The organism is Rhizobium sp. YTUHZ044 (assembly GCF_051123975.1).
GTDB lineage: Bacteria > Pseudomonadota > Alphaproteobacteria > Rhizobiales > Rhizobiaceae > Rhizobium.
The window spans coordinates 393698-417020 of the sequence record NZ_CP101427.1; the positions used below are offsets into that span (position 1 = coordinate 393698).

Sequence of the window (23323 nt, forward strand, 5' to 3'; positions counted from 1 at the left end):
TAGCGTTCCTTTTTACAGCCTCTGCGGCTTCTCGTTGGAACCGGGCAACTCAGCGCCGGAAAGTCTGGCATAGAGCCGCGCGAGCGAGGAGTCGTCGTCCCGGCCCATGCCGGCGCCTGCGGCGGCCAGATACATCTGCAGGGCCGCGGCCGCGAGCGGTGACGGATATCGTTCGGAGCGCGCCATATCCTGGACGATACCGAGATCCTTGACGAAAATCTCGATGCTGCTGAGCGGCGTATAGTCTCCGGCCAGCACATGCGGCACGCGGTTTTCGAACATCCACGAATTGCCGGCCGAGGCGGTGATAACCTCATAGACCTTGTCGAGGTCGAGGCCCTGCTTGGCGGCAAAGGTGATGGCCTCGCAGGCGGCGGCGATGTGCACACCGGCGAGAAGCTGGTTGATCATCTTGAAGGCAGCGCCCGTTCCGGCCGTGTCGCCGAGTTCGTAGACCTTGCCGGCCATGGCGTTGAGACCTGGGCGCGCCCTGTCAAAGGCCTGGCTGGAGCCGGATGCCATGATCGTCAATTCGCCAAGCGCCGCCTTGGCTGCGCCGCCGGAAATCGGCGCATCGAGATAATGCAGACCGAGAGCCTCTACTCTTTGCGCCAGATTGCGTGCGACGGCGGGATCCATGGTTGCCGACGAGATGAACACGGCGCCTGGCTTCATCGTGCTCGCAACGCCTTCCGGGCCGAACAGCACGGCCTCGGTCTGCGCGCCGTTGACGACGACGGAGACGACGATGTCGGCATCCTTTGCCGCGCCGGCCGGGGTCTGTGCACCCCGTCCGCCGTCGGCGATGAAGCGGTCCACCGCCGCCGACCTGATGTCATATCCAACGACATCGAGCCCTGCGCGCTTCATCGACCGGGCCATTCCGAGCCCCATTGAACCAAGGCCGATGACGGCCGCGATGAAAGTGGAGCCTGAGTTTTCGGCAAGCGGTGTCATGGGAGTTTCTCCAGTCCTGAAAGAGCCGCGCCCCGGCATCTGCAGCCAAGTTTTGGCAGCGCTGCCATTTCTTACTCCCTTTTGGCAGCGCTGCCAACTGCAGATTGGCAGCGCTGCCAAAAATATCTTGCTTCTGGCCGGAAGTGATGAAAGATGGATGTCGCAGCGAGGCGTCCCAAGGATCGCTTCGCACTTAAAGATTCCAGATGCCGGGTTCAAAAGCGACCATGGAATTCAAACATCAGGCGACCGTGACCCTTGCAGAGGTCGCGGAAGCGGCCGGAGTCGGCGAGAGTACGGTGTCGCGCGTGCTGCGCAACCACGGTTCGTTTTCCGGCAGAACGCGGGAGCGGGTGATGGCCGCCGTCGAGCGGCTGGGCTATGTCCCGAACCGGATCGCCGGAACGCTTGCCTCCACCGGTTCGCGTCTTGTCGCCTTCGTCATTCCCTCGCTGTCCAACATCGTATTTTCCGACGTGCTGCGTGGAGCGAGCGCCGTTCTGGAAGAAAACCGCTATCAGGCGGTCTTTTCGGTGACGGACTATGATCCGGGCAAGGAGGAGGCGCTCGCTACTGCGATGCTTGCCTGGCGGCCGGCAGCGGTGATGCTGGCGGGGTACGAGCACACCGACGGCACGGTGAAGATGTTGCGCGCCAGCGGGTGCCGGGTCGTGGAACTGCTCGATCTGGATGGCGATGCCCTCGATATCGCCGTCGGCTTCTCGAATCGTGCGGCCGGGCGGGAGAGCGCTGCCTTCCTGCTCAGACGGGGCTACCGAAGGATCGGCTATGTCGGTCACGACCTGGACCGCGACACCCGCGCCGGCAAGCGTTTTTCGAGCTTTTGCGAAACTCTCGACGCCAACGGAACTCCGCTCATTGCTCGCGAAATCCTGGCGGGTGCCTCGTCAGTGGAAAACGGCAAGAAGGGGCTGGAGCGACTGTTGGCACGAGCGACCGATCTCGATGCCGTCTATTTTTCCAACGACGACATGGCGCTCGGCGGTTATTTTCACTGTCTCTCTCAAGGGATCGTTATCCCCTCGCAGCTCGCCATATTCGGCTATAACGGCCTAGATATCGGCCGGGCAATACCGCAACCCCTGTCGACGATCCGGACGCCGCGCGTGGCGACGGGACAGACAGCCGCTGAGTTGGTCGTCGCCAACGCGCCGCCGCAAGCCATCGATCTCGGTTTTGAACTGATCGAAGGCGCAACTGCGTAAGATCGGAGGAACTGCCATGTCCGACGCCCGCCTGCGTGAGGAAATCTGCCGATACGGTCGCTCGCTGTTCGAGCGCGGGCTGACGCCGGGTTCGTCCGGCAATATATCGTTGCGGCTGGAGGACGGCGGCTGGCTGGTGACGCCGACCAACGCCTCGCTCGGCTTCCTCGACCCGGCCCGGATCTCCAGGCTCGATGCGGAAGGCCGGTTGCTGTCGGGCGACAAGCCGACCAAGGAAATCCCGCTTCACACCGCCCTCTACGACACACGCGGCAGTGCCCGCGCTATCGTCCACCTTCACTCGACACATGCGGTGGCGCTGACCATGCTGCCGGAGATCGATCCGCGTGCCGCCCTGCCGCCGATGACGCCATATTATCTCATGCGCGCCGGCGAGACCGCGTTGGTGCCGTATTATCGCCCAGGGGATCCGGCAGTGGCCGACGCGATCCGGGGACTGGCCGGCAGATATTCGTCGGTGCTTCTGGCCAATCATGGACCTGTTGTCGCCGGTGACAGCCTGGAGGCGGCGGTGTTTGCGACTGAGGAACTGGAGGAAACGGCAAAGCTCTATCTGCTGCTGCGCAACCTCAACCCCCGTTTCCTCAGCCCGGCTCAGGTGGCCGATCTCGTCGATACATTCGGCCTCGACCTTCCGTCGCAGCATGGCCACGATCACGATTGAACAGATCCCCGGCGCCCCGGGGAGGCGCAACCTTCTGCCAAACGCCGCTTTCGATACGATAGATTCTGCTTCCGATGCGGCCAATTCAGGCAGCCATGGGCGAAGCGGAGCCTATGATTGTGAACAGGTCCCAGTTCCGATCGCTAAAGGATACGCAGATGACGACGTTCCGTCCGAAATACATCACCTTCGATTGCTACGGCACGCTGACCAACTTCCAGATGGCGGAAGCGGCGCGCGACCTCTACGGCAATCAGCTTGACGAGCCGCGCATGGTGGAGTTCATCAAGAATTTCGCCGCTTATCGCCTTGATGAGATCATGGGCGCCTGGAAGCCCTATGCCGAGGTGGTGCACAATTCGCTCGAACGGACTTGCAAGCGCAATGGCGTGGAATTTCGCCACGAAGCAGCGCAAATGGTTTACGAGCGTGTTCCCACCTGGGGGCCGCATCGCGACGTACCCGAAGGTCTTGCCAGGGTTGCCCGCGAAATTCCGCTGGTGATCCTGTCCAATGCCATGGATGCGCAGATCATGTCGAATGTCGAAAAGCTCGGCGCGCCCTTCCATGCGGTCTATACCGCGCAACAGGCAAATGCCTATAAGCCGCGTTTCCAAGCCTTCGAATATATGTTCGACATGCTCGGCTGCGGACCGCAGGACGTGCTCCATTGCTCGTCCTCCTTCCGCTATGACCTGATGTCTGCCCACGATCTCGGCATCAAGAACAAGGTCTGGGTCAACCGGGGCCACGAGCCGGCCAATCCCTATTACGGCTATGTCGAAATCCCTGATATCTCAGGTCTGCCCGGTGTCGTTGGCCTCTGACGGAGACAAACGGATGCAGTTTCAATCCTACTGGCATGACACAGCCCGCGCTTTTGCCGATGCGGCTCACGGTCCTGTCGAAGGACATTATGATGTGGCCGTCATCGGCGCCGGTTTTACCGGGCTTGCGGCCGCGCGCCAGCTTGCGAAAGCCGGCGTCAAGGTCGTCGTGCTGGAGGCCGAACGCGTGGGCTGGGGGGCGTCGGGACGCAATGGCGGCCATCTCAACAACGGGCTAGCCCATAGCTTCCTGTCTGCCAAGTCAGCACTCGGCACCGAGCGTGCCGTCGCGCTTTATCGGGCGTTCGACGAGTCGATCGACACCATCGAGGCGATCGTCGGCGAGGAGGGCATCGACTGCAATTTCCGTCGCGCCGGGAAGCTGAAGCTTGCCTCCAAGCCGCAGCATTTCGATGCCATTGCCCGCAATTTCGAGGCTGTGCATAGAGAGGTCGATCCGGAGACGGCGCTTCTTTCGGCGGATGACTTGAAAAGTGAGGTCGGCTCGCCTTTCCATGGCGCCATGCTCTCGAGGAAGAGCGCGATGATGCATATGGGGCGCTATGTCGCCGGGCTCGCCGCCGCGGCCGTCCGCCACGGCGCCGTCATTTTCGAAAAGGCCGCCGTGACCGGCCATCGGCAAGGCAATGGATGCCACAGCCTCAAGACGGGGCGCGGCACCGTCACCGCCGACCACGTACTGGTCGCGACAGGCGCCTACACCCCGTCGCTCTTCGGCTATTTCCGCCGCCGGATCATTTCCGTCGGCAGCTTCCTGCTCGCCACGCGGCCGCTGAGCGACGCCGAAATCGCAGCGACGATGCCGGGAAACCGGACCTGTGTCACCTCGCTGAATATCGGAAACTATTTCCGGCTGTCGCCGGACAAGCGGCTGATCTTCGGCGGTCGAGCACGCTTTTCCGCCACGTCGGACCAGCGGTCGGATGCAAGGAGCGGTGATATTCTGCGCGCCGGTCTGGCTGAAATCTTCCCGCAACTTGCCGGCATCGAGATCGACTACTGCTGGGGCGGGCTCGTCGATATGACGAAAGACCGTTATCCCCGCGCGGGCTATGGCGACGGCGTTTGGTACGCCATGGGCTATTCCGGCCACGGCGCCCAGCTCTCCACCCATCTCGGCATCATCATCGCCGATGCCATCATGGGCAAGGCGGACCGCAATCCGGTCAAAGGCCTCGAATGGCCTGCCGTCCCCGGCCATTTCGGCAAGCCGTGGTTTCTGCCGGTCGTCGGGCTCTATTACAAGACACTCGATCGCTTCATGTAAGCGCGGCGTGACGAGAGCGGCTCAGCCTTTCTCAGGCATCTCCCGTAAACTTGCCGCCGTTTGGAAGACAGTCAGAAAAACCATATGGGAAGGCGCCGGCTGAGCTTCCGGCGCCCTTTTTTTATGACGGTCAGGAGAGCCCGCCGATGTGGAAGCTCTTCATTTCAAGATATTCCTCAATGCCGCATCGTGCGCCCTCACGCCCGAGGCCGGATTGCTTGACGCCGCCGAACGGAGCGACCTCAGTCGAGATGGCGCCGGTGTTCAGGCCGATCATGCCGAATTCGAGCGCCTCGCCGACGCGCCAGGACCGTTTCAGGCTCTCGGTGTAGAAATAGGCTGCAAGGCCGAAGGGAGTGGAATTGGCGATGCGGATCGCCTCCTCCTCGGTGTCGAACCGGAACAGCGGTGCAACCGGTCCGAATGTCTCTTCGCTGGCGAGCTGCATGTCGGTGGTCGCGCCGCCAAGCACCATCGGAGCGGCATATTGATCGCCTGCAGGCATGGAATCCGCAGTGGCGAGGATCTTGGCTCCCCTTTTTACGGCATCCTCCACGTGACGGTTGATCTTCTCGATCGCCGCCTTGTTGATCATCGGCCCGATATCCGTGCCGGCCTCGGTGCCTGCCCCGACCTTCATGGCTGCGACCCGCGCGCCAAGTTTGGCGGCAAAGGCGTCATAGACGCCGGACTGGACGAGAAGGCGGTTGGCGCAGACGCAGGTCTGTCCGCCATTGCGGAATTTCGACGCGATGGCGCCTTCCACGGCAAGGTCGAGATCGGCATCGTCGAAGACGATGAAGGGTGCGTTGCCGCCGAGTTCGAGGCTGAGCCGCTTGACGCTGTCGGCCGCCCCGCGCATCAGCAGCGAGCCGACGCGGGTCGAGCCGGTGAAAGAGATCTTGCGGACGGTCTGGTTCGTCATCAATTCGTCGCCGATCGCGGCCGGCATGCCGGTGACGATGTTGATCACGCCCTTGGGGATGCCGGCGCGTTCCGCCAGTACGGCGAGCGCCAGCGCCGAAAACGGGGTCAGGTCCGATGGCTTGATGACCACCGTGCAACCTGCCGCAAGTGCCGGCCCCACCTTGCGGGTGATCATCGCATTGGGAAAATTCCAAGGCGTGATGATCGCCGATACGCCGACGGGCTCCTTCAGAACGATGATCCGCCGCTCCGCGGTGGGCGAGGGGATGGTTGTTCCGCCGATACGACGTGCTTCCTCGGAAAACCATTTGATGAATGAGGCGCCGTAGCGGATTTCGCCTCGCGCCTCCGTCAGCGGCTTTCCCTGTTCCGTGGTCAGGATCAGCGCCAGATCCTCGATATTGTCGAGCATCAGATCGTGCCAGGCCTCGAGCAGGGCGGCGCGCTCGGCATGGGTCTTTGCCCGCCATGGACCAAAAGCCTTTTCTGCCGCCATGATCGCGGCCCGCGTGTCGGCTGCGTCCATGTCGGGCACGCTGCCCAGCACATGCTGCGTCGCCGGATCGATGACCTCGATCGTGCGCCCCGCTGCGCCCCCGCACCATTCTCCGTCGATGAGCCCCTGCTGGCGCAGCAGGCTGCCATCCCTCAATCCGTTCATCTTGTCCTCTTTCATCAAAGCGTCCTCTCCACAATTCCGGGCGCAAAACCGCGGCGCAACCTGCGCGAGATGCTCTAGTCGAGTGCCGAAAGCACCGATGTCGTGATCGTCTCCGTCTTGTCCTTGCCGGGAACAGCGCCGATGCCGCGCGCCGTCGTCGCCTCGATCGCGGCCATTATCCTTGCGGCAGCAGCCGCCTCTCCGAGGTGTTCCAGCATCATTGCGCCCGACCAGATGGCGGCTATCGGATTGGCAATTCCGAGATGAGCGATGTCAGGCGCGGAGCCGTGCACGGGTTCGAACATGGACGGCGCCGAGCGATCGGGATTGATGTTGGCCGATGCCGCAAAGCCGAGCCCGCCCTGGATGGCGGCCCCAAGGTCGGTCAGAATGTCGCCGAAGAGATTGGATGCGACCACGACATCGAGGCTCTCAGGCGCCATGACCATGCGGGCGGCCATGGCGTCGATGTGGTAGCTGGTCACCTCGACATCCGGATATTCCGCAGAGAGCCTGTGGGTGATCTCGTCCCAGAAGACCATCGAATATTTCTGCGCATTGGACTTGGTCACCGAAGCGAGTTTGCCACGCCGCGCGCGTGCCTGCTCGAAGCCGAAACGCAGGATGCGTTCTATCCCCTTGCGGGTGAAGATCGAGGTTTCCACAGCTACTTCGCTGTCCGTGCCCTGATGGACGCGGCCGCCGGCGCCGGAATACTCGCCCTCGGTATTTTCGCGGATGCAGAGGATGTCGAAGCCCTCGGAGCGCAGCGGCCCCTGCACGCCCGGCAGCAGCCTGTGCGGGCGGATATTGGCATACTGAACGAAAGCCTTGCGGATGGGCAGCAGGAGCCCATGCAGCGACACGGAATCGGGCACCTTGCGTGGCCATCCGACGGCGCCGAGCAGGATGGCGTCGAAAGAGCTCAGCGTCTCGATCCCGTCGGCGGGCATCATGCTGCCGTTTTCGAGATAATAGTCGCAGGACCAGGGGTAGCGGGTCGCTTCAAGAGAAAATCCGCCCGATCCGGCGGTCTTTTCGAGCACGGCCCAGGCAGCGTCGGTCACGTCGCGGCCGATGCCGTCTCCTGGCAGAAGGGCAATCCTGTAGGTCTTCATCGCAGCTCCTTAAAGGCTGATGAGCACGCTCTTGCTCTTGCGGTTGGCATGATAGGCTTCGCGGCCGAGATCCTTGCCGATGCCGGACTGCTTGTAGCCGCCGGTCGGCAGGATATGGTCGCGCGAGCGGCCGTAACGGTTGACCCAGACGGTGCCGGCCTGCAGGCGGCCGGTGAGGCGGATGGCGCGCGCGAGATCGCGGGTGAAGAGGCCGGCGGCCAGCCCATAGGATGGGTGGTCGGCCAGCCTCAGCGCCTCCTCCTCATCCTCGAAGGTCTGGATGGTCAGGACCGGTCCGAAGATTTCCTCGAGAACCGCGGGCGATGTTGCCGTCACGCCCGAAATCAGCGTCGGCGCGTAGAAATAGCCCTCACGGTCGAGCCGGCCGCCGCCCGTAAGGCACTCCGCGCCGCCGTCGATGGCGGCGCGGATGATGCCATCCATGCGGGCGATCTGGCGTTCGGAGATAACGGGCGAATAGTCGGTCGTTTCCTCCCAGGTCGGTCCCGGGCGGATTGCCGCCAGTCGGGACAGCAGTGCTGCCGCGAGCGCGTCCGCCACCTTCGCCTCGACGATGAGGCGGGATCCGCATATGCAGGCCTGGCCGGCATTGGACAAAATGCTGGCGGCGATGGCGCCCGCGGCGAGATCGAGATCGGCATCCGCGAAGACGAGTTGCGGGCTCTTCCCGCCGAGCTCCAGCGTCATCGGCTTCACGCCGGTACGGGCGATATTGGCCATGATCGCCGCACCGGCCGCAGTCGAGCCGGTGAAGCTGACCTTGGAAATCCCCGGATGCCCGGTGACGGCCGTTCCGGTGGTGGGGCCGTCGCCGAGCACGACATTCACGAGGCCGGCGGGCAGGCCGGCCCGCACTGAAAGTTCGGCCATGTAGAGCGTTGAAAACGGCGTCATCTCCGATGGCTTCAACACCACCGCATTGCCCGCGGCCAGCGCCGGAGCGAGCTTCCACCCGGCCATCGACAGGGGGAAATTCCAGGGCGTGATGGCGCCAACGACGCCATAGGGTTCCGTCATGATCATGCCGAAATTCGCGTCGTCGGTCGGGACGAGATCGCCGCCTTCCTTGTCGGCGAATTCGGCAAAGAAGCGGATCTGTTCGGCGGTGACGGCGATGTCGCCGGCAACGAGCTGGCCGACGGGGCGGGTTGAGGAGAGCGCCTCAAGCCTGGCGAGGGTCTCTGCCTCGGCTTCGATCAGGTCCGCCCAGCGCTGCAGCGCCTTGGTGCGCTCGCGCGGGCGCACACCGCCCCAATTGCTTTCATTCAATGCACCCTTTGCCGTTTCCACGGCCTGATCGACAAGGGCCGCGTCGGCAAGCGGACAGCCGGCATAGGCCTTGCCGTCGGACGGCCGATGCATGTCGATGACGGCTTCGGCCGGAACCAGCCGGCCGCCGATGAAATGCCCTACGGGCAGTGAGATCGAGTTCGGATCGAAGCTGAGTGTCATTGCGTGTCCTCGGCATGAGCTTGCTTAAGCCTAGCTTGCGAAACCGAGCAGCATGCATCGACCGATATTGTTGCGGCGGATAAAAATTGCGTTTTCCCCGCCGCCACCAGTCAAATCTACGGCTGGTGTCCGCGCCCCGCGCCGCGCTGCCCGCGCAGAGAGGACAGCCGCCCGCCAGCTCACGTCACTGTCACGTAGATCTTGCGCACCGTCTCGATCGTCTTCCAGACGCCGATAAAGCCCGGCTTCATGACGAAGCTGTCGCCGGCCCTGTAGACCACCGGTTCTCCGCCTTCCGGCGTGAGTTCGACCAGACCGGACAGAATATGGCAGAACTCGAACGTCTCGCCCTTGATCGAACGCGTCTCACCGGGCGTCGCCTCCCATATGCCGGTATGAACCGTCTCCGCGCGAGCGACATCCTGTGCCCAGGTCTTGAAGGTGGGATTGCCCGCGATCAGGCGCTCGGGAAGGGGGCCGGACTCGCGCGGCGGATGGGATGGGTTGGCGTCGATGGTCTTGAGCAAAGACATTGTTTTCCTTTCCGGGGTGCAGATTTGTGTGGCGAGATAGATCAGTAGCCGCGGCTGCGATCGACCAGCCCGATCGGATCGAGGCCGGATTGATGCCGTTTGATGTTGCCGATCACGGCGGCCGCCGCGGTTTCGGCTTGAGTGACGCTGGCGATATGCGGCGTCAGCAGAATTTTCGGATGATTCCAGAAGGCGTGGCCCGGTGGCAACGGCTCCGGATCGGTAACATCGACGACGGCGCCGGAGAAATGCCCGGTGTCGAGCGCGCCGACGAGCGCCTGATGATCGAGCTGGGCGCCGCGGCCGGCATGAACGAGTGCGGCCCCGGCGGGAAGCCTGGCGAAGAGCTCGGCATTCAGGAAGCCGCGCGTCTCCTCGGTCAGCGGCAGCATGCAGACCAGAATATCGGTGGTGGCAAGCAGGGTCTCCAGCCACTTGCCGCCGCTGAGGCACCGAACGCCCTCGATCGCGCGCGGGGTGCGGCTCCAGCCGGACAGCGGGAAGCCGAAGGGGCGCAAACTCTCAAGCACTGCGCTTCCCAGCATGCCAAGCCCCAGCACCCCGACGCGGCGTTTCGCGGCCTGAACGGGTGGGATCGGCTGCCAGATCCCGCGCCGCTGCTGGTCGAGATAGGCCGGCAGATCGCGATGGAGTGCGAGGACGGCCAGCGTCACATATTCCTGCATCATCCTGACGATGCCGTCCTCGACCATGCGCACCACCTTGACCTGCGCCGGCACGGCGTCGATGCGGAACTGATCGATGCCGGCGCCGATCGAAAACAGGATTTCGAGATTGCGGTAGCGCGCGAGATCATCCGGCACGGTCCAGGTGATGAGGTAGCGCACCGCCTCCGGTTCGACCGACGCCGGATCCGTGGCGAAGTCTATGTCGGGAAGGTCGCGCGCGAAGGCCTCAGCGAATACGGCGCCCCGCTTCGCATCGGAATTGAAGAGAAAGGTCATTGCATCGGCTCCTTGATCTGACGGTCAGGCGATGCAATGTCGGGCGAGTGCCTCGATCATCGCCTGGCAGGCCAGGAGTTCGCCCTTGAGGATGAATTCGTCCGGCCGGTGAGCACGGGCGATATCGCCCGGCCCGCAGATGATCGCATCCATCCCGGCGCGCTGAAAAAGGCCGGCCTCGGTGCCGTAGCTGACGGCGGCGAGCGGCTCGCTACCGGTAAGTTCGCCAAGCAAGCGCGCAAGTGGCGCATCGGCGGCAAGCGACAGCGCCGGATAGACGCTGAGTTCGCGCCATTCCACTTGGAAGCCGCGTTGCGGTAGCGCCTCGGCCACGGCCCGCAGCGGCGCAAGCAGCGTGGCCGGGTCGATTCCGGAAATAGCCCTGGCCTCGAACTCGGCCTCGCAGCTATCGGGAATGATGTTGACCGCCTGGCCGCCCTTCAATGTGCCGACCTGGAGCGAGGAATAGGGCGGTTCGAACACATGCTCGAACGGACCATGCGTCAGCCGTTCGGCTTCGGCGCTAGCGCAAGCCAAAACCTCGGTCATGGCGTGGATGGCATTCAGTCCCTGTTCCGGGCGCGAGGAATGGCCGGAGCGGCCCATGACAGTCAGCCGAGCGGCTGCCTTGCCCTTGTGGGCCCGGATCGCCCGCATGCCGCTCGGCTCGCCGATGATCGCGCCGAGCGGACGTGCGCAGAGCTCAGGCAGGCGCGCGATCATGTGCGGGACACCGCGGCAGCCTGCCTCCTCATCGTAGGAAAAAGCGAGGTGGATGGGCCGGCGGAGCCCTGCCGCCGCGAGCGCGGGGGCGGCGGCAAGCATGACGGCGAGAAAGCCCTTCATGTCGGTGGTTCCGCGACCGTAAAGGCGGTCCTTTTCGGCGCGCAGGCGGAACGGATCGCTGCTCCACCCGCCCTCGGCGGCGGGAACGACATCCATATGGCCGGAGAGCATGTAGCCGGGGCTCTCCCTTGGGCCGATCGTCACGAAGAGGTTCGACCGGTCCCCCTCAGGGCCGGGAAGCTCGGTGGCGGCAATGCCGTGACTTTGCAGGTACTGCCGGATCCAGGCGACGATTTCGCCGTTGGGTGTGCCGACGATGGAGGAAAAGCCGACAAGCCTTTCGAGGATTTCAATTGCCTGCATGAGCCTCCTCACTGCACGGATGGATCGAATTGCCGCCGGGCTTTGGCCATCACGGCGCCGTCGGCGCTCGGGATCTGGTCAATGACTGTAGAGGCCTGCCCCGGCTTTATTTGCCGAAAGTGCCTCGGATTTGGACGATTGTTGTGTTCGCGCGGGCTTCGCCAGTGAATTGTATCGCACGATCCGTCCTAATCTGGATAACGGAGTTTCAGGAGGGCGCTTTCCCTATGGGACATGCGCGAGGAGGGCGGGAGTGAGTGCACTGACATCCGAATCCAGATTGGTCGACAGTTTCGAGACGCGCATTGCCGGGATCGACAGTGTCGACCTCGACAAGCTGCATGCGCTGTCGATGTCCGTTGCCTGGCCGCATCGCCGTGAAGACTGGCAGTTCCTGCGGGAATTCGGCCAGGGCATCGCGGCCATAGATGAAATCGGCCGCATCCTCGGCTCTGCGATGTGGTTTCCCTATGATGAACGGTTCGCCACGATCGGTATGGTCATCACTTCGCCGCGCCTGCAGGCCAATGGCGCCGGGCAATGGCTGATGCGCCACGCGCTCGACCAGGTTGCCGGGCGTAACCTTGGGCTGAACGCGACGCGGGCGGCGCGACGCCTCTATTTGTCGTTGGATTTTGTCCGTGAAGCGCCCGTCTTTCAATGCCAGGGTGAAGCGATAGCGCCACCGGATGTGGAGTTGCCGCCCGGTGCCGCGATGCGGCCTGTGGAAGCTGAAGATCTGGAGGCGATCGCAGAACTGGATCGCGTGGCCTTCGGCACGGACCGCACGCCGCTTCTGGCTCGGCTCATGGGACATTCCAAGGGCATCGTATTGGTTCGCGCCGGCCGGATCGAGGCCTTCTCGCTTTGCCGAAGGTTCGGGCGCGGCCATGTCGTCGGCCCGGTGGTGGCCGCCAGTGACGCAGACGCGATTGCTGTCGTCCATCCGCATGCGCTCGAGCATGCGGGGTCATTCCTGCGCCTCGATACGCGCGAGAAAGTCGGGATATTTGCCGATTTTCTCTCCCGCTGCGGCCTTGCTGTCTTTGACTTCGTGACAACCATGTCGCTGGGCGCCCCTTGGCTTCCAATTCCGGGAGGTCATGTCGGGCATCGGCCGAAAACCTATGCGCTGGTCAGCCAGGCGCTCGGCTGACGGGGAATTAAGCGCCGGGATAAATGGGCGTGGCGGCCGCAGCCTTGATACGTTCGACTTCGGGTCGGAAGGAACGATATTGCCACAGTCCTTCCGCCGTTTCCCGCCGGTATACGGTCTCGAGCCAGAACACCGTGTCATCGATTGGCGGGACAGGATGCCAGGCATACCACTCCGACCAGATCCTCTCTCGCTGCTCGATATTCATCGCCCTCTCCCATTCTTGAAGCGATCCGCTTCGAAAAATATTCAGAAGGAGAGAATCATATTACGAAACTATTCTGTCACGAAGATCGTTGTTGGCGCCGCGCGAAGCTGCTCAGCCATCGTCTCACTGCGGCTGGCGCGCATGACGGCCTCAACCGATCGAGCGTAGCCCGAGATAGGCGGCCAGGCTAACGGCAGCAAGGGCGATGGTCAGCCTGGGGCGGGCGTCGTCGAACATTGCCGCCAGCATAAGGCATAGCATCAGCACGACGGATTTTGCCCAGAGATTTTGGTCGGAGACGGTGAAGGCGACTGCCGCCAGAAAGACCGCGCTTGCGACGACCGTCACGGGAGCGGATTTCTCAGCGAGATCGCCGCCGGAAAAATACGGCAGAAGAAAACGCCGCATGCTGAGGCCTGAAGCGACGCTCAGAAGAAGGCAGGTCAGGACTAGGTGCAGCATATGGTCGGCGCCGGTCGTTCTACAGATCAGCATTGAGACGCAATCTCCATGCCAGCCGTAAAACGCCCGGTAGCCGAGCCGATGCAGCGATTGGCGTGGCTGTTTCGGCGGCGTCTCGATCTTTTTTTCGGCAATCACTTGGCTGTCTGGCCTGCGGATGGCGCGGACATTTTTAATGAGAAGGTCGAGCCGGGAGCCTTCACGCGCTGCCCCGATTCCGTTGTTTCGCCTGGGCCTAAACCCGCTTGAGCTCGGGTGATGATTTTTATATAGAGAACAATGACTCGCTTTAATTCCGGAAAAGAGATTTTTCATTGGACCTGTCGTCAATCGAGATATTCCTCGCCGTTGCCAGCGATCGCAGCGTTACCAAGGCCGCCAAGGCGGTCGGGCGGGTGCCGTCGAATGTGACGACGCGCATCCAGCAACTGGAGGAGGACCTTGGTGCATGCCTGTTCAGCCGTGACGGCAAGAAGATGACGCTGACACGGGAGGGCGAAACCTTTCTCGCCTATGCCAACCGGCTGATGGCGCTGGCGCTTGAAGCGCGTCAAGCCGTGCGGCCTCTTGCTCCATCGGGAACATTGCGGGTCGGCACGATGGAAAGTACGGCGGCAAGCAGGCTGCCGGCGGCGTTGACGCAATTCAATCAGATGTGGCCCGACGTGTCGCTGCATCTGACGATGGGCGCGTCTCGCGATCTCGCCCGCGATGTTCTGGCCGATGTGCTGGATTGCGCGCTGATTGCCCGGCCACCGAAGGCGATGCGGGAGGAGGATTTGGAGTTCGATGCCGAACTCAAGGCGCTGGAGATGGAGACGGTCTTCGTCGAAGATCTGTTGATCGTGCTGCCGTCCGGGCATCCCGCCATCAAATCCGCGGCCGACCTGCGTATCGGGTCGCTCGCGGCTTTGGAACCCGGCTGCACCTATCGCCGGATTGCCGAAGACTGGGCGCGCAAATCGAGCGACCTGCCGACGAGCCAGCACGGTTCCTATCATGCGATCCTGGCGAGCGTTGCGACCGGGAATACGGCGGGTGTGATGCCAAGGTCCGTTCTCGATCTCATGCACTGGCCGACCGCCGTTCAGACCCATCAGCTCGGGCCGGTCGAGACCCTGCTGGTCTACCGCAAGGATCATTGCCCCAGTGCCTTCAGCGCCTTCCATGAGGTGCTTGGTGCAACCAAAGGCAGAGATGTCAGGCTGGCAACGAACTAGCGCCTGGGTCTCTTCCTTCGCCCTCCAGATAATCCTCATTCATCATTGGTCTTCGCATGCAGTTACCCGTTTCACCGAAGGTGGGGCCGAGCCGTTTTCGCCGCTTTCGCTTGTTTTCGCCCATTCTGGCCGGCGCAACGCTAAGAGAACGATTAATTGCCTGTTTCGGCGCCTTGCTGGGCATCGGTCTCACCGGCGTCATCAGCGGTTATCTGTTCGGTCAGGGGCCGCATCTTCCGCTGATCGTCGCACCGATGGGGGCGTCGGCGGTGCTGCTTTTCGCCGTGCCGGCAAGCCCGTTGGCGCAGCCTTGGTCGATCATCGGCGGCAATACGATTTCCGCCACGATGGGCATCATTGCCGCGTATTTCATTCGTGATCCGATCATTGCGACGGGCGTCGGCGTTTCGCTGGCCATCGGGGCGATGTCGTTCACGCGATGCCTGCATCCGCCGGGAGGGGCTGCGGCACTGACCGCCGTGCTCGGCGGCCCCGTCGTTGCTGGCTGGGGATTCGTCTTTCCCTTCGTGCCGGTCGCTTTGAACTCCTGCATACTCGTCGGGCTCGGGCTGCTGTTCCACAAGCTTTCCAGGCGGAACTATCCGCACGTCGTTCCTAAGCCGGCGGAAAACACCCACCAGACGATCGATCCGCCATCTGCCGTGCGGGTGGGCTTTCGCGAGGAGGATGTCGACGCCGCCCTTGAAGCGCTCGACGAAACCTTCGATATCGACCGGGCCGACCTCGGGCGACTGCTGCAGCAGGTCGAGCTGCAGGCAGCCATCCGATCAAACGACAAGATCAGCTGCGCCGATATCATGTCGCGTGACGTGATCGCCATCGGTGAGGCGTCTGGGCCGGACGCCGCGCGGCATCTTCTTTTGAAGCATAATATCCGTACCTTGCCGGTGAAGGATCCGGAAGGCCGTCTGATCGGCACTGTCGGCTTGCGTGAATTGTTTGCGGACGGCGATACGATTGCCCATGCGATCTCCAAACCGGCGACGGCGAGAGCTTCAGATGCGGCTCTGTCGCTCCTGCCGGTTCTGACGGACGGGCGCACCCATGCCGTCATCATTGTCGACGACGACCACCGGATCCTCGGCCTGATATCGCAGACCGACCTTTTGAGCGCCGTGGCGCGGCTGCTGCCGAATGACGGCGACACGATCGCGGCCGTGGCGTGAGCTTGTCGAGCGGCTCGGATTGCCGCCGGAGATCTCGCTGTCACAGGCTGCATGCTGCGTCGTCATTTCCGCGAAGTTGCCGTCTACAACTGCGGGACTTCGGACGTTTCCGAAATGATCCCGGCGATGACCTGAAACGGATGTGGAATGCGCTTCGCGTCAATTTCCTTCACCTGCGACCGGCAGGAATATCCTGTCGCCATAAGGATATCGGTATCGCCGGCCGCATCGACTTCCGGTTTCCAGCTCATCGCGTAGAGGCGTTCGGAGATCGGGCGGTTGCGGGCCTCGTGCCCGAAGGTGCCGGCCATGCCGCAACAGCCGGTTTGCGCAACCTGAAGGTCAATGCCAAGGCTTTCGAAGATCTTTTGCCATTGTGCGACGGAGGCCGGCGCATTGGTGCGTTCGGTGCAATGAGGCATCAAGCGGAAGCTGTTGCCCTTGACGACCGAAGGGGAAGCGGCGAGCCGGTCGAGATTGGCGGCGAGCCATTCCTGGGGAAGAAGGACTGCCGCCTTCAGCATTCCTTTATACTCGCTGCGGAAGGCGAGCGTCATCGACGGATCGAGGCCGACAAGCGTCATTCCGGCATCATCGAGCTGCTGAAGATAGCCTGCTGTCCGTTGGGCTGCATCGGCGAAGCGTCCGAGATAGCCATGCACATGCAGGGCTTTGCCATTGACATGGGAGGCCGCGAGAAGGGGTGAGAAGCCTGATTTCCTGGCGAGAACGATTGCGGCGAGTGCAACGTCAGGATCGAAATAGGCGGTAAAGCTGTCGGCGACGAAGACCACGCTCCGCTGCCTTTCACCCGGCGACAGCGCTTCGATCGTCTGAGCGGTCGCAAGCGGCACGCCGAGGCGGGCGGCTTCCTTTGCCAGTGAGATTTGCGGCAGACGCGGCAGCGAGGTCAGCCCCACCACACGCATCAACCTTCTGCCGACCCGCGTGCCGACGACCATGTTGTAGGCGGGGCGGATGCGCTGGACGAGCGGCAGGGTCGTCTCGATCGCCGCGACCAGCGGGTCCTTCAGCGGACGGAGATAACGTCCGTAGTAGAGTTCCAGGAATTTCGAGCGGAAGGCCGGCACGCTGACCTTCACCGGGCATTGCCCGGCGCAGGCCTTGCAGGCGAGACAGGTCTCCATCGCCGCGCGCACCTCATGGGAAAAATCGTCCCGATTTGCCGGGCTCAGCGAGTTGAAGGCGCGTCGCGCGAGGCTCGCGAGCGGAGCGCTTCGCCGCAGGCGCGTTGCCTCATCGCGGGGATCGATGCCATTTTCGGCAAGCAGCATCAGCCATTCCCGCATCAGCGCGGCACGGCCCTTGGGCGAAAAGCGGCGGTCGCGCGTCGCCTTGTAGGAGGGGCACATCGGGCTCGTTTCGTCGAAATCGAAACAGGCGCCATTGCCGTTGCAATAGGCGGCATTGTCGAAGGCGGAGCGGATCTGGTTGCCGATGATACGGTCGGTATCTCCCCGCAGCGGGACATCGTCGATCTTTGTCAGCGCCTCTGACGAAGGCGTGGCAATCTTGCCCGGATTGAGCCGGTTATCCGGATCGAAAGCCCGCTTGATTTCCTGCAGGCAGGGATAAAGATCGCCGAAGAATTCAGGCACATATTCCGAACGCACCCCTTTGCCGTGCTCTCCCCAGAGCACGCCGCCATATTTGCGGGTGAGCGTCACCGCGGCGTCGCTGATCTCCCGAACCAGCCGGACATGAGCGTCGCGGGTGAGGTCAAGGGCTGGCCGCACGTGCAGCACGCCGGCATCGACATGGCCGAACATGCCGTAGGAAAGGCCAGCGCCATCGAGAAGGGCGCGGAATTCGCGAATATAGGCCGCCAGATTTTCCGGCGGCACGGCCGTATCCTCGACGAAGGCGACAGGCCTGACCGGCCCCTCCACATTTCCGAGCAGGCCAACGGCGCGCTTGCGCATCGACCAGATCGCCTCGACCTCAGCATGGCCTCGGGCAATCGTGTAACCGGCATGGCGGGTGCTTATGCCGGCGTCGAGAGCTGCGGTCACTTCCGAGAGCTTGCGTTCGAGCTCCTCCTCGTCGTCGGCGAGGACTTCGACGATATTGATGCCATCGGTCACCGCGTCCGGTTCATCCGGAAAAAAGCGGGCGATGCCGGTCCAGACGATGTCGCGTCTCGCAAGACCAAGTACTTTCTCATCGATGGTCTCCACCGAGGCGACCTTCAGCGCCGCGAGATCGCGGGCGTCTTCCAGGGCGGTATTGAAATCGCCATAGCGGATATTGATCAGCGCCGCATGAGCGGGGATCGGCAGAAGGTTGAGTTCGGCTTCGGCGATCAAAGCCAGCGTTCCCTCCGATCCGCAGAGAACGGCGTTGAGGTCGAAGCATCCGTCGTCGCGCCTGACATGGGCGAGGTCGTAGCCGGTCATGTAGCGATTGAGTTTCGGGAAAACCTCAGTGATCCGGTCCCGCTTTTCGCGTGTGATCCGCTCCACCGTTCTGTGGATCTCGCCGACGCGGTCCTTACCTGCGACGATCTCATCGAGCGCTTCCGCATCGAGCGGGCGCGACCAAAAATCGGAGCCGTCCACCAGCACGATGCGCAATCCGAGAATATGGTTGCTGGTCTTGCCGTAGAGGCAGGAACCCTGGCCACAGGCGTCGGTGGAGATCATGCCGCCGATCGTGGCGCGGTTGGAGGTGGAGAGTTCGGGCGCGAAAAAGAGACCGTAAGGTTTCAGCGCCTGGTTCAACTGATCCTTGACGACGCCCGCCTGCACGCGCGCGACCCTGCGGACGGGATCGATTTCGAGAATGGACCTCATGTGCCGCGAACAATCCACCACCACGCCAGATGTCAGGGATTGCCCGTTCGTGCCGGTGCCGCCGCCGCGCGGTGCAATACTTATTCCGCGGAACGTGGGTTCTGCCAGCACGGACGCTAGGTGCTGCAGGTCTTCTACGCCTCGCGGAAAAAGGATGCCCGTCGGCTCAAGCTGGTAAATGGAATTGTCGGTCGAAAATACGGTTCGGCTGGCCGGGCCGGTCTCGATGTCGCCCTCGAATCCCGCTTCGACGAGCCGCTGGAAAAACCCTATGGCGGGGAGGGCGAGGGTAACCTTCGGCTGGAGGCGTGGAATCATTGCGAACCTTCAGAATGCACTCGAACTCTGTCACTAGCGCATCAGCCCCAGAATCGGAATCGATTTCCGAGGGCGATGTGAGGATCAAGTGCCACGGCTCCTTGCAGCGGCTGATAAAACGCGCAACGCCAGTCCCAGTCCCAGTCCCAGTCCCAGTCCCAGTCCCAGTCCCAGTCCCTGTCCCTGTCCGTGTGCGCGGCGGAGGCTGCATTATATCAGCCTTCGCCGTGACGGTTCCGTGCAGTCAGTGAGCAGCCGGTGGGCGTCCGTTTGTCTCGAAGAGACCGCGAGCCGCCTCGACCATCGCCTGCAGATGATTGGGATCGCGCACGCCCTGTCGGTAGAGCTCGATGATGATGCTCGCCATTCGTTCGGCTTCGTCGCTGTCTCTTGCCACTGCGTAATCGGCGCTGAGCTTGTCGAAGACGCGCTGGCAGGTTTCGAGATCGCGGGAGTCCAGCGGCACCTGCGATCGGTTTAGGATCGTTTGAACCATCTTCATTCCCTCGGAAAAGGCCCGCCAGGCGTGTCCAGGCGAGCCTGCGGCCTTGTCTTAAAAGTCCATACCGGCGCCGGGGGGCATCGCCGGAGGAGCATCCTTCTTCGGCTTCTCGGCGATCATCGCTTCCGTCGTCACCAGCAGGCCGGCGATGGAAGATGCGTCCTGTAGCGCGGTGCGGACGACCTTGGCCGGATCGATGACGCCCTGCGCGTAGAGATCGCCGAATTCGCCGGTCTGAGCGTTCCAGCCATAGGAAAATTCGCTCTTCTCGCGCAGCTTGCCGACAACTACCGAACCTTCGGCGCCGGCGTTTTCGGCGATCTGGCGAGCCGGGGCCTCGAGCGCACGGCGCACGATTTCGACGCCGACCCGCTGATCGTCATTGGCAGTCTTCAAATTGTCGAGTGCCTTGACAGCGCGCAGCAGCGCCACACCGCCACCGGGCAGGATGCCTTCCTCGACCGCCGCGCGTGTTGCATGCAGCGCGTCGTCGACGCGATCCTTCTTCTCCTTCACCTCGACTTCCGTCGAGCCGCCGACGCGGATGACGGCAACACCGCCGGCGAGCTTGGCAAGACGTTCCTGCAGCTTCTCGCGATCGTAGTCGGAGGTGGTTTCTTCAATCTGGGCCTTGATCTGGGCGATGCGGCCTGAAATCTCCTCCTTCGAACCGACGCCGTCGATGATGGTCGTGTTTTCCTTCTCGACCGTGATCTTCTTTGCCCGGCCGAGCATATTGAGCGTCACATTCTCAAGCTTGATGCCGAGATCTTCGGAGATGACGGTGCCGGCGGTCAGGATGGCGATGTCCTCAAGCATGGCCTTGCGGCGATCGCCGAAGCCAGGCGCCTTGACGGCAGCGATCTTCAGGCCGCCGCGCAGCTTGTTGACGACCAAGGTCGCAAGGGCTTCTCCTTCGACGTCTTCAGCGATGATGAGGAGCGGCTTGCCGGACTGAACGACAGCTTCGAGGATCGGCAGCATCGCCTGCAGGTTCGACAGCTTCTTCTCATGAATGAGAATATAGGGATCCTCGAATTCGACCCGCATCTTGTCGGCATTGGTGACGAAATAGGGGCTCAAATAGCCGCGGTCGAACTGCATGCCTTCGACGACCTCGAGTTCGGTTTCGGCGGTCTTGGCTTCTTCAACGGTGATGACGCCGTCATTGCCGACCTTTTGCACGGCCTCCGCCAGGAAGCGGCCGATTTCCGCATCGCCATTGGCGGAGATGGTGCCGACCTGGGCAATTTCGGCATTGTTGGATATCTTGCGGGCGTTGGCCTTCAGTTCTTCGACGATAGCGCTGACGGCGAGATCGATGCCGCGTTTCAGGTCCATCGGGTTCATGCCTGATGTCACGGCCTTGGCGCCCTCCTTGACGATCGCCTGGGCGAGCACCGTCGCAGTCGTGGTGCCGTCGCCGGCGATGTCGCTGGTCTTCGAAGCGACTTCGCGGACCATCTGGGCACCCATGTTTTCGAACTTGTCTTCGAGCTCGATTTCCTTGGCAACCGAAACGCCGTCCTTGGTGATGCGCGGCGCGCCGAACGACTTGTCGATCACGACGTTACGGCCTTTCGGACCCAGTGTCACCTTTACGGCGTTGGCCAGGATGTCGACACCGCGCAGCATTTTTTCGCGGGCTTCGACGCTGAATTTGACTTCTTTAGCAGCCATGTCCTCACTCCTTCATCGGCAGCTAGCGCATGTCGCCAAGTGTACAGCGGTTTTGCGAGAACGACATGCGAAGAAATTAAGATCCAAAGCGCGAGGGACGACCCTCAGAGATCGCAACGCGCTTTAGCGTTGACTTCCGACTTGATGGACTCAGGCGGCCTCTTTCCGCTCGCTCTGAGCTTCGATGATACCCATCACGTCGCTTTCCTTCATGATCAGCAGGTCTTCGCCATCGATCTTGATCTCCGTGCCGGACCACTTGCCGAACAGGATGCGATCGCCGACCTTGACGTCGAGTGCCTGGATTTGGCCGGCATCGTCGCGTGCGCCGGGACCGACGGCGATGACCTCGCCTTCCTGCGGCTTTTCCCTGGCGGTGTCGGGAATGATGATGCCGCCCTTGGTCTTTTCCTCGGAATCGACGCGGCGGACGAGAATGCGGTCATGAAGCGGTCGGAACGACATGTCTTCCTCCATAGACAAACAATGACGACGGTGTCGGTGCTGGCCGGACCGGATTGATGAGATCCGGACGGGTGCAAGTCGCGCGCATTGCGCGAATGATCTGGTTCGAGCGTTTTTCGATTTCAAGAGGAGCAGGAGAAAAATTAGCACTCTCTGCTGTCGACTGCTAGCAACTCTCCCGGGAACAGAAGCCCCCTTCCTGCGTTCGACATAATGAAGATAGTCGTCCCCTCGTCTCGAAGGCGAGTTCAAACTGCACAAGGCTTGAATCCGGATGTCGGCGTTCCTAGCTCTCTGGCGATCGAGGCTCGATGAGCTCGATCACCGTCGCACGTCTTAGGAGTGAGTGACATGGAAGAGAAGACCAATATAATCAAAGACCTCAGTATCGAGGAACGCGAGGAGATCTTCGTCGATATCGCTCGCACGCTGGAGGATACGGCGCGTGAGGCTCTTGTCGAAGGCAATACGCAATTTGCCGTGCTCTCCAACAACATGGCCGAAGCGATCCGCGTCAATGCCGACGAACTCGCCAGGGACGATCCCGAGAATGCCGAGCGCGTGTTGCTCCAGGCAACGGCGATGATCTCGCAGTTCGAGGCCGTGCACCCCTATCGCATGGTAAGCATGGCCGTTCACTGATTGCCGGCAGGACGGCTTGGCTTGGCCGCCCGCTCGAATCAATCGCCAGCATGCGGAACTCTCGCGGCTGGCGGAGGTTATTGGATCACAGCATCGAAAGGTGATCCATGACCACTTCCCCAACCAACATCTCACCCGAGAGTGGAACCGACGATGCGCGCTCCTTCGACACGCAGCAAGCTGAGGCCGATCGCCAGGCGGCATTGGAAGCCGCCCGCTGCAATGTGCGTTCGACGTTGGATCGCGAGAGCGGCACCGAGACCCCAAGCCTGAAACTGGCGAGGGAGTATCTCAGTCTCGGCGGGCGGCGCCGGTCCAAGATCGACGACAACATCACCACTGTTCGTCAATGGAATGAGGATCCCCCGGCGGCCGAACGCTTTTGGAAAGAGCGAGTGGAGACGCTTTCAAAGGATCAGCGCAAACAGGTGGAGGATTTTCTTCCGACCATCAACACGCCTTGAAGATGGCCGCCCGGCTCGTCGCCGCGCGCCAAATTGAGTAGCGAGGTCAGGTCGAAACTGGAGAAGATCATGGCCATAGATAAACACGAGCAGATACGCCGGCGCGCCTATGAAATCTGGGAAGCCGAAGGCCGCCCTGAAGGTTCGGACCTGCGTCACTGGATGCAAGCTTGCGACGAACTGGCTGGCGAAGACGAGCATGAGACGCTGCAAGACCTGCTTGATCAAGACGACAGAGATGATGCGGCCTTGCTGCAAGGAGCCGGGGAAAGCGGTGATCTCGATCCGCCGCGAGCCGACCTTGGTGTTGCCGGCTCCACGACGCCCGATATCGAGATAACAACCGGGGAGAACCCTTCCCGGCGAAAAATCAGAAGGACCGAAGGACCGTAACCGC

Annotated in this window: 23 protein-coding genes; 10 read left to right on the forward strand and 13 right to left on the reverse strand. The window is 62.3% G+C overall.

Translation table 11 applies throughout. From position 1 onward, the window contains the following. Window positions 1-12: 12 nt before the first annotated feature. Entirely contained in the window at window positions 13-957 is a 945-nt protein-coding gene (ltnD, locus tag NL154_RS24720; RefSeq protein ID WP_434734197.1) for an L-threonate dehydrogenase, read from the reverse strand. Between the two features lie 227 nt (window positions 958-1184). Between ltnD and NL154_RS24725 the strand changes: the two genes are divergently transcribed. The 4 genes from NL154_RS24725 to NL154_RS24740 all read left to right on the forward strand — a co-directional run bounded on the left by NL154_RS24725 (window position 1185) and on the right by NL154_RS24740 (window position 4983). After that, complete coding sequence (locus NL154_RS24725; RefSeq protein WP_221155947.1) at window positions 1185-2183, forward strand: LacI family DNA-binding transcriptional regulator; 999 nt, start codon at window positions 1185-1187, stop codon at window positions 2181-2183. A 16-nt stretch (window positions 2184-2199) separates the two neighbouring features. Continuing rightward, window positions 2200-2868, forward strand: coding sequence for an aldolase (locus NL154_RS24730; protein WP_210631772.1), 669 nt, complete (start codon window positions 2200-2202; stop codon window positions 2866-2868). Window positions 2869-3026: 158 nt separating this feature from the next. Further along, a complete protein-coding gene (locus tag NL154_RS24735) occupies window positions 3027-3695 on the forward strand; it encodes a haloacid dehalogenase type II (protein WP_210631773.1) in 669 nt (222 codons plus the stop codon). Window positions 3696-3708: 13 nt separating this feature from the next. Continuing rightward, a complete protein-coding gene (locus NL154_RS24740) occupies window positions 3709-4983 on the forward strand; it encodes an NAD(P)/FAD-dependent oxidoreductase (protein WP_434734198.1) in 1275 nt (424 codons plus the stop codon). A gap of 130 nt (window positions 4984-5113) precedes the next feature. On the opposite strand, the gene NL154_RS24745 is transcribed toward NL154_RS24740, so the two are convergent. The 6 genes from NL154_RS24745 to argE form a co-directional block, all read right to left on the reverse strand. Beyond that, entirely contained in the window at window positions 5114-6571 is a 1458-nt protein-coding gene (locus NL154_RS24745; RefSeq protein ID WP_434734364.1) for an NAD-dependent succinate-semialdehyde dehydrogenase, read from the reverse strand. A gap of 74 nt (window positions 6572-6645) precedes the next feature. Beyond that, window positions 6646-7689 (reverse strand): tartrate dehydrogenase, encoded by a 1044-nt coding sequence (locus NL154_RS24750; RefSeq protein WP_434734199.1) that lies wholly within the window; start codon window positions 7687-7689, stop codon window positions 6646-6648. A gap of 9 nt (window positions 7690-7698) precedes the next feature. Beyond that, complete coding sequence (locus NL154_RS24755) at window positions 7699-9162, reverse strand: aldehyde dehydrogenase family protein (RefSeq protein WP_434734200.1); 1464 nt, start codon at window positions 9160-9162, stop codon at window positions 7699-7701. A gap of 179 nt (window positions 9163-9341) precedes the next feature. Then, window positions 9342-9695, reverse strand: a complete 354-nt coding sequence (locus tag NL154_RS24760; protein WP_210631777.1) for a cupin domain-containing protein — start codon at window positions 9693-9695, stop codon at window positions 9342-9344. Window positions 9696-9736: 41 nt separating this feature from the next. Further along, a complete protein-coding gene (locus tag NL154_RS24765) occupies window positions 9737-10660 on the reverse strand; it encodes a 2-hydroxyacid dehydrogenase (protein ID WP_434734201.1) in 924 nt (307 codons plus the stop codon). Window positions 10661-10684: 24 nt separating this feature from the next. Continuing rightward, window positions 10685-11809: an acetylornithine deacetylase gene (gene argE / locus NL154_RS24770; RefSeq protein ID WP_434734202.1), complete on the reverse strand. Its 1125-nt coding sequence runs from the start codon at window positions 11807-11809 to the stop codon at window positions 10685-10687. A gap of 253 nt (window positions 11810-12062) precedes the next feature. Here argE and NL154_RS24775 point away from each other — a divergent pair, with 253 nt between their 5' ends. Further along, window positions 12063-12965 (forward strand): GNAT family N-acetyltransferase, encoded by a 903-nt coding sequence (locus tag NL154_RS24775; RefSeq protein WP_434734365.1) that lies wholly within the window; start codon window positions 12063-12065, stop codon window positions 12963-12965. A 7-nt stretch (window positions 12966-12972) separates the two neighbouring features. Here NL154_RS24775 and NL154_RS24780 read toward each other — a convergent pair whose 3' ends face one another. Next, window positions 12973-13173 (reverse strand): hypothetical protein, encoded by a 201-nt coding sequence (locus tag NL154_RS24780; RefSeq protein WP_434734203.1) that lies wholly within the window; start codon window positions 13171-13173, stop codon window positions 12973-12975. 150 nt (window positions 13174-13323) lie between these two features. Then, window positions 13324-13635 carry a hypothetical protein gene (locus tag NL154_RS24785; protein ID WP_210632198.1) on the reverse strand — a complete coding sequence of 104 codons (312 nt, stop codon included), beginning with the start codon at window positions 13633-13635 and terminating at the stop codon, window positions 13324-13326. A 314-nt stretch (window positions 13636-13949) separates the two neighbouring features. Between NL154_RS24785 and NL154_RS24790 the strand changes: the two genes are divergently transcribed. Then, a complete protein-coding gene (locus NL154_RS24790) occupies window positions 13950-14855 on the forward strand; it encodes a LysR substrate-binding domain-containing protein (protein ID WP_221164995.1) in 906 nt (301 codons plus the stop codon). 56 nt (window positions 14856-14911) lie between these two features. Beyond that, window positions 14912-16042: an HPP family protein gene (locus NL154_RS24795; protein WP_210631783.1), complete on the forward strand. Its 1131-nt coding sequence runs from the start codon at window positions 14912-14914 to the stop codon at window positions 16040-16042. An 83-nt stretch (window positions 16043-16125) separates the two neighbouring features. Here the strand turns inward: NL154_RS24795 and ydiJ are convergent, their stop codons facing one another. The 4 genes from ydiJ to NL154_RS24815 form a co-directional block, all read right to left on the reverse strand. After that, window positions 16126-19173 (reverse strand): D-2-hydroxyglutarate dehydrogenase YdiJ, encoded by a 3048-nt coding sequence (gene ydiJ / locus NL154_RS24800; protein WP_434734204.1) that lies wholly within the window; start codon window positions 19171-19173, stop codon window positions 16126-16128. A 244-nt stretch (window positions 19174-19417) separates the two neighbouring features. Then, entirely contained in the window at window positions 19418-19669 is a 252-nt protein-coding gene (locus tag NL154_RS24805; protein WP_210631785.1) for a hypothetical protein, read from the reverse strand. A 57-nt stretch (window positions 19670-19726) separates the two neighbouring features. Then, the gene (gene groL, locus NL154_RS24810; protein WP_434734205.1) at window positions 19727-21355 is read right to left on the reverse strand and encodes a chaperonin GroEL; all 1629 of its coding nucleotides are present in this window, start codon (window positions 21353-21355) and stop codon (window positions 19727-19729) included. A 150-nt stretch (window positions 21356-21505) separates the two neighbouring features. Next, on the reverse strand, window positions 21506-21820 hold the full coding sequence (locus NL154_RS24815; protein WP_210631787.1) for a co-chaperone GroES: 315 nt from the start codon (window positions 21818-21820) through the stop codon (window positions 21506-21508). 351 nt (window positions 21821-22171) lie between these two features. Between NL154_RS24815 and NL154_RS24820 the strand changes: the two genes are divergently transcribed. The 3 genes from NL154_RS24820 to NL154_RS24830 all read left to right on the forward strand — a co-directional run bounded on the left by NL154_RS24820 (window position 22172) and on the right by NL154_RS24830 (window position 23319). Further along, on the forward strand, window positions 22172-22462 hold the full coding sequence (locus tag NL154_RS24820) for a hypothetical protein (RefSeq protein ID WP_210631788.1): 291 nt from the start codon (window positions 22172-22174) through the stop codon (window positions 22460-22462). Between the two features lie 107 nt (window positions 22463-22569). Then, window positions 22570-22926, forward strand: a complete 357-nt coding sequence (locus NL154_RS24825) for a hypothetical protein (protein WP_210631789.1) — start codon at window positions 22570-22572, stop codon at window positions 22924-22926. Window positions 22927-22995: 69 nt separating this feature from the next. Next, the gene (locus NL154_RS24830) at window positions 22996-23319 is read left to right on the forward strand and encodes a DUF2934 domain-containing protein (protein ID WP_210631790.1); all 324 of its coding nucleotides are present in this window, start codon (window positions 22996-22998) and stop codon (window positions 23317-23319) included. Window positions 23320-23323 lie beyond the last annotated feature (4 nt).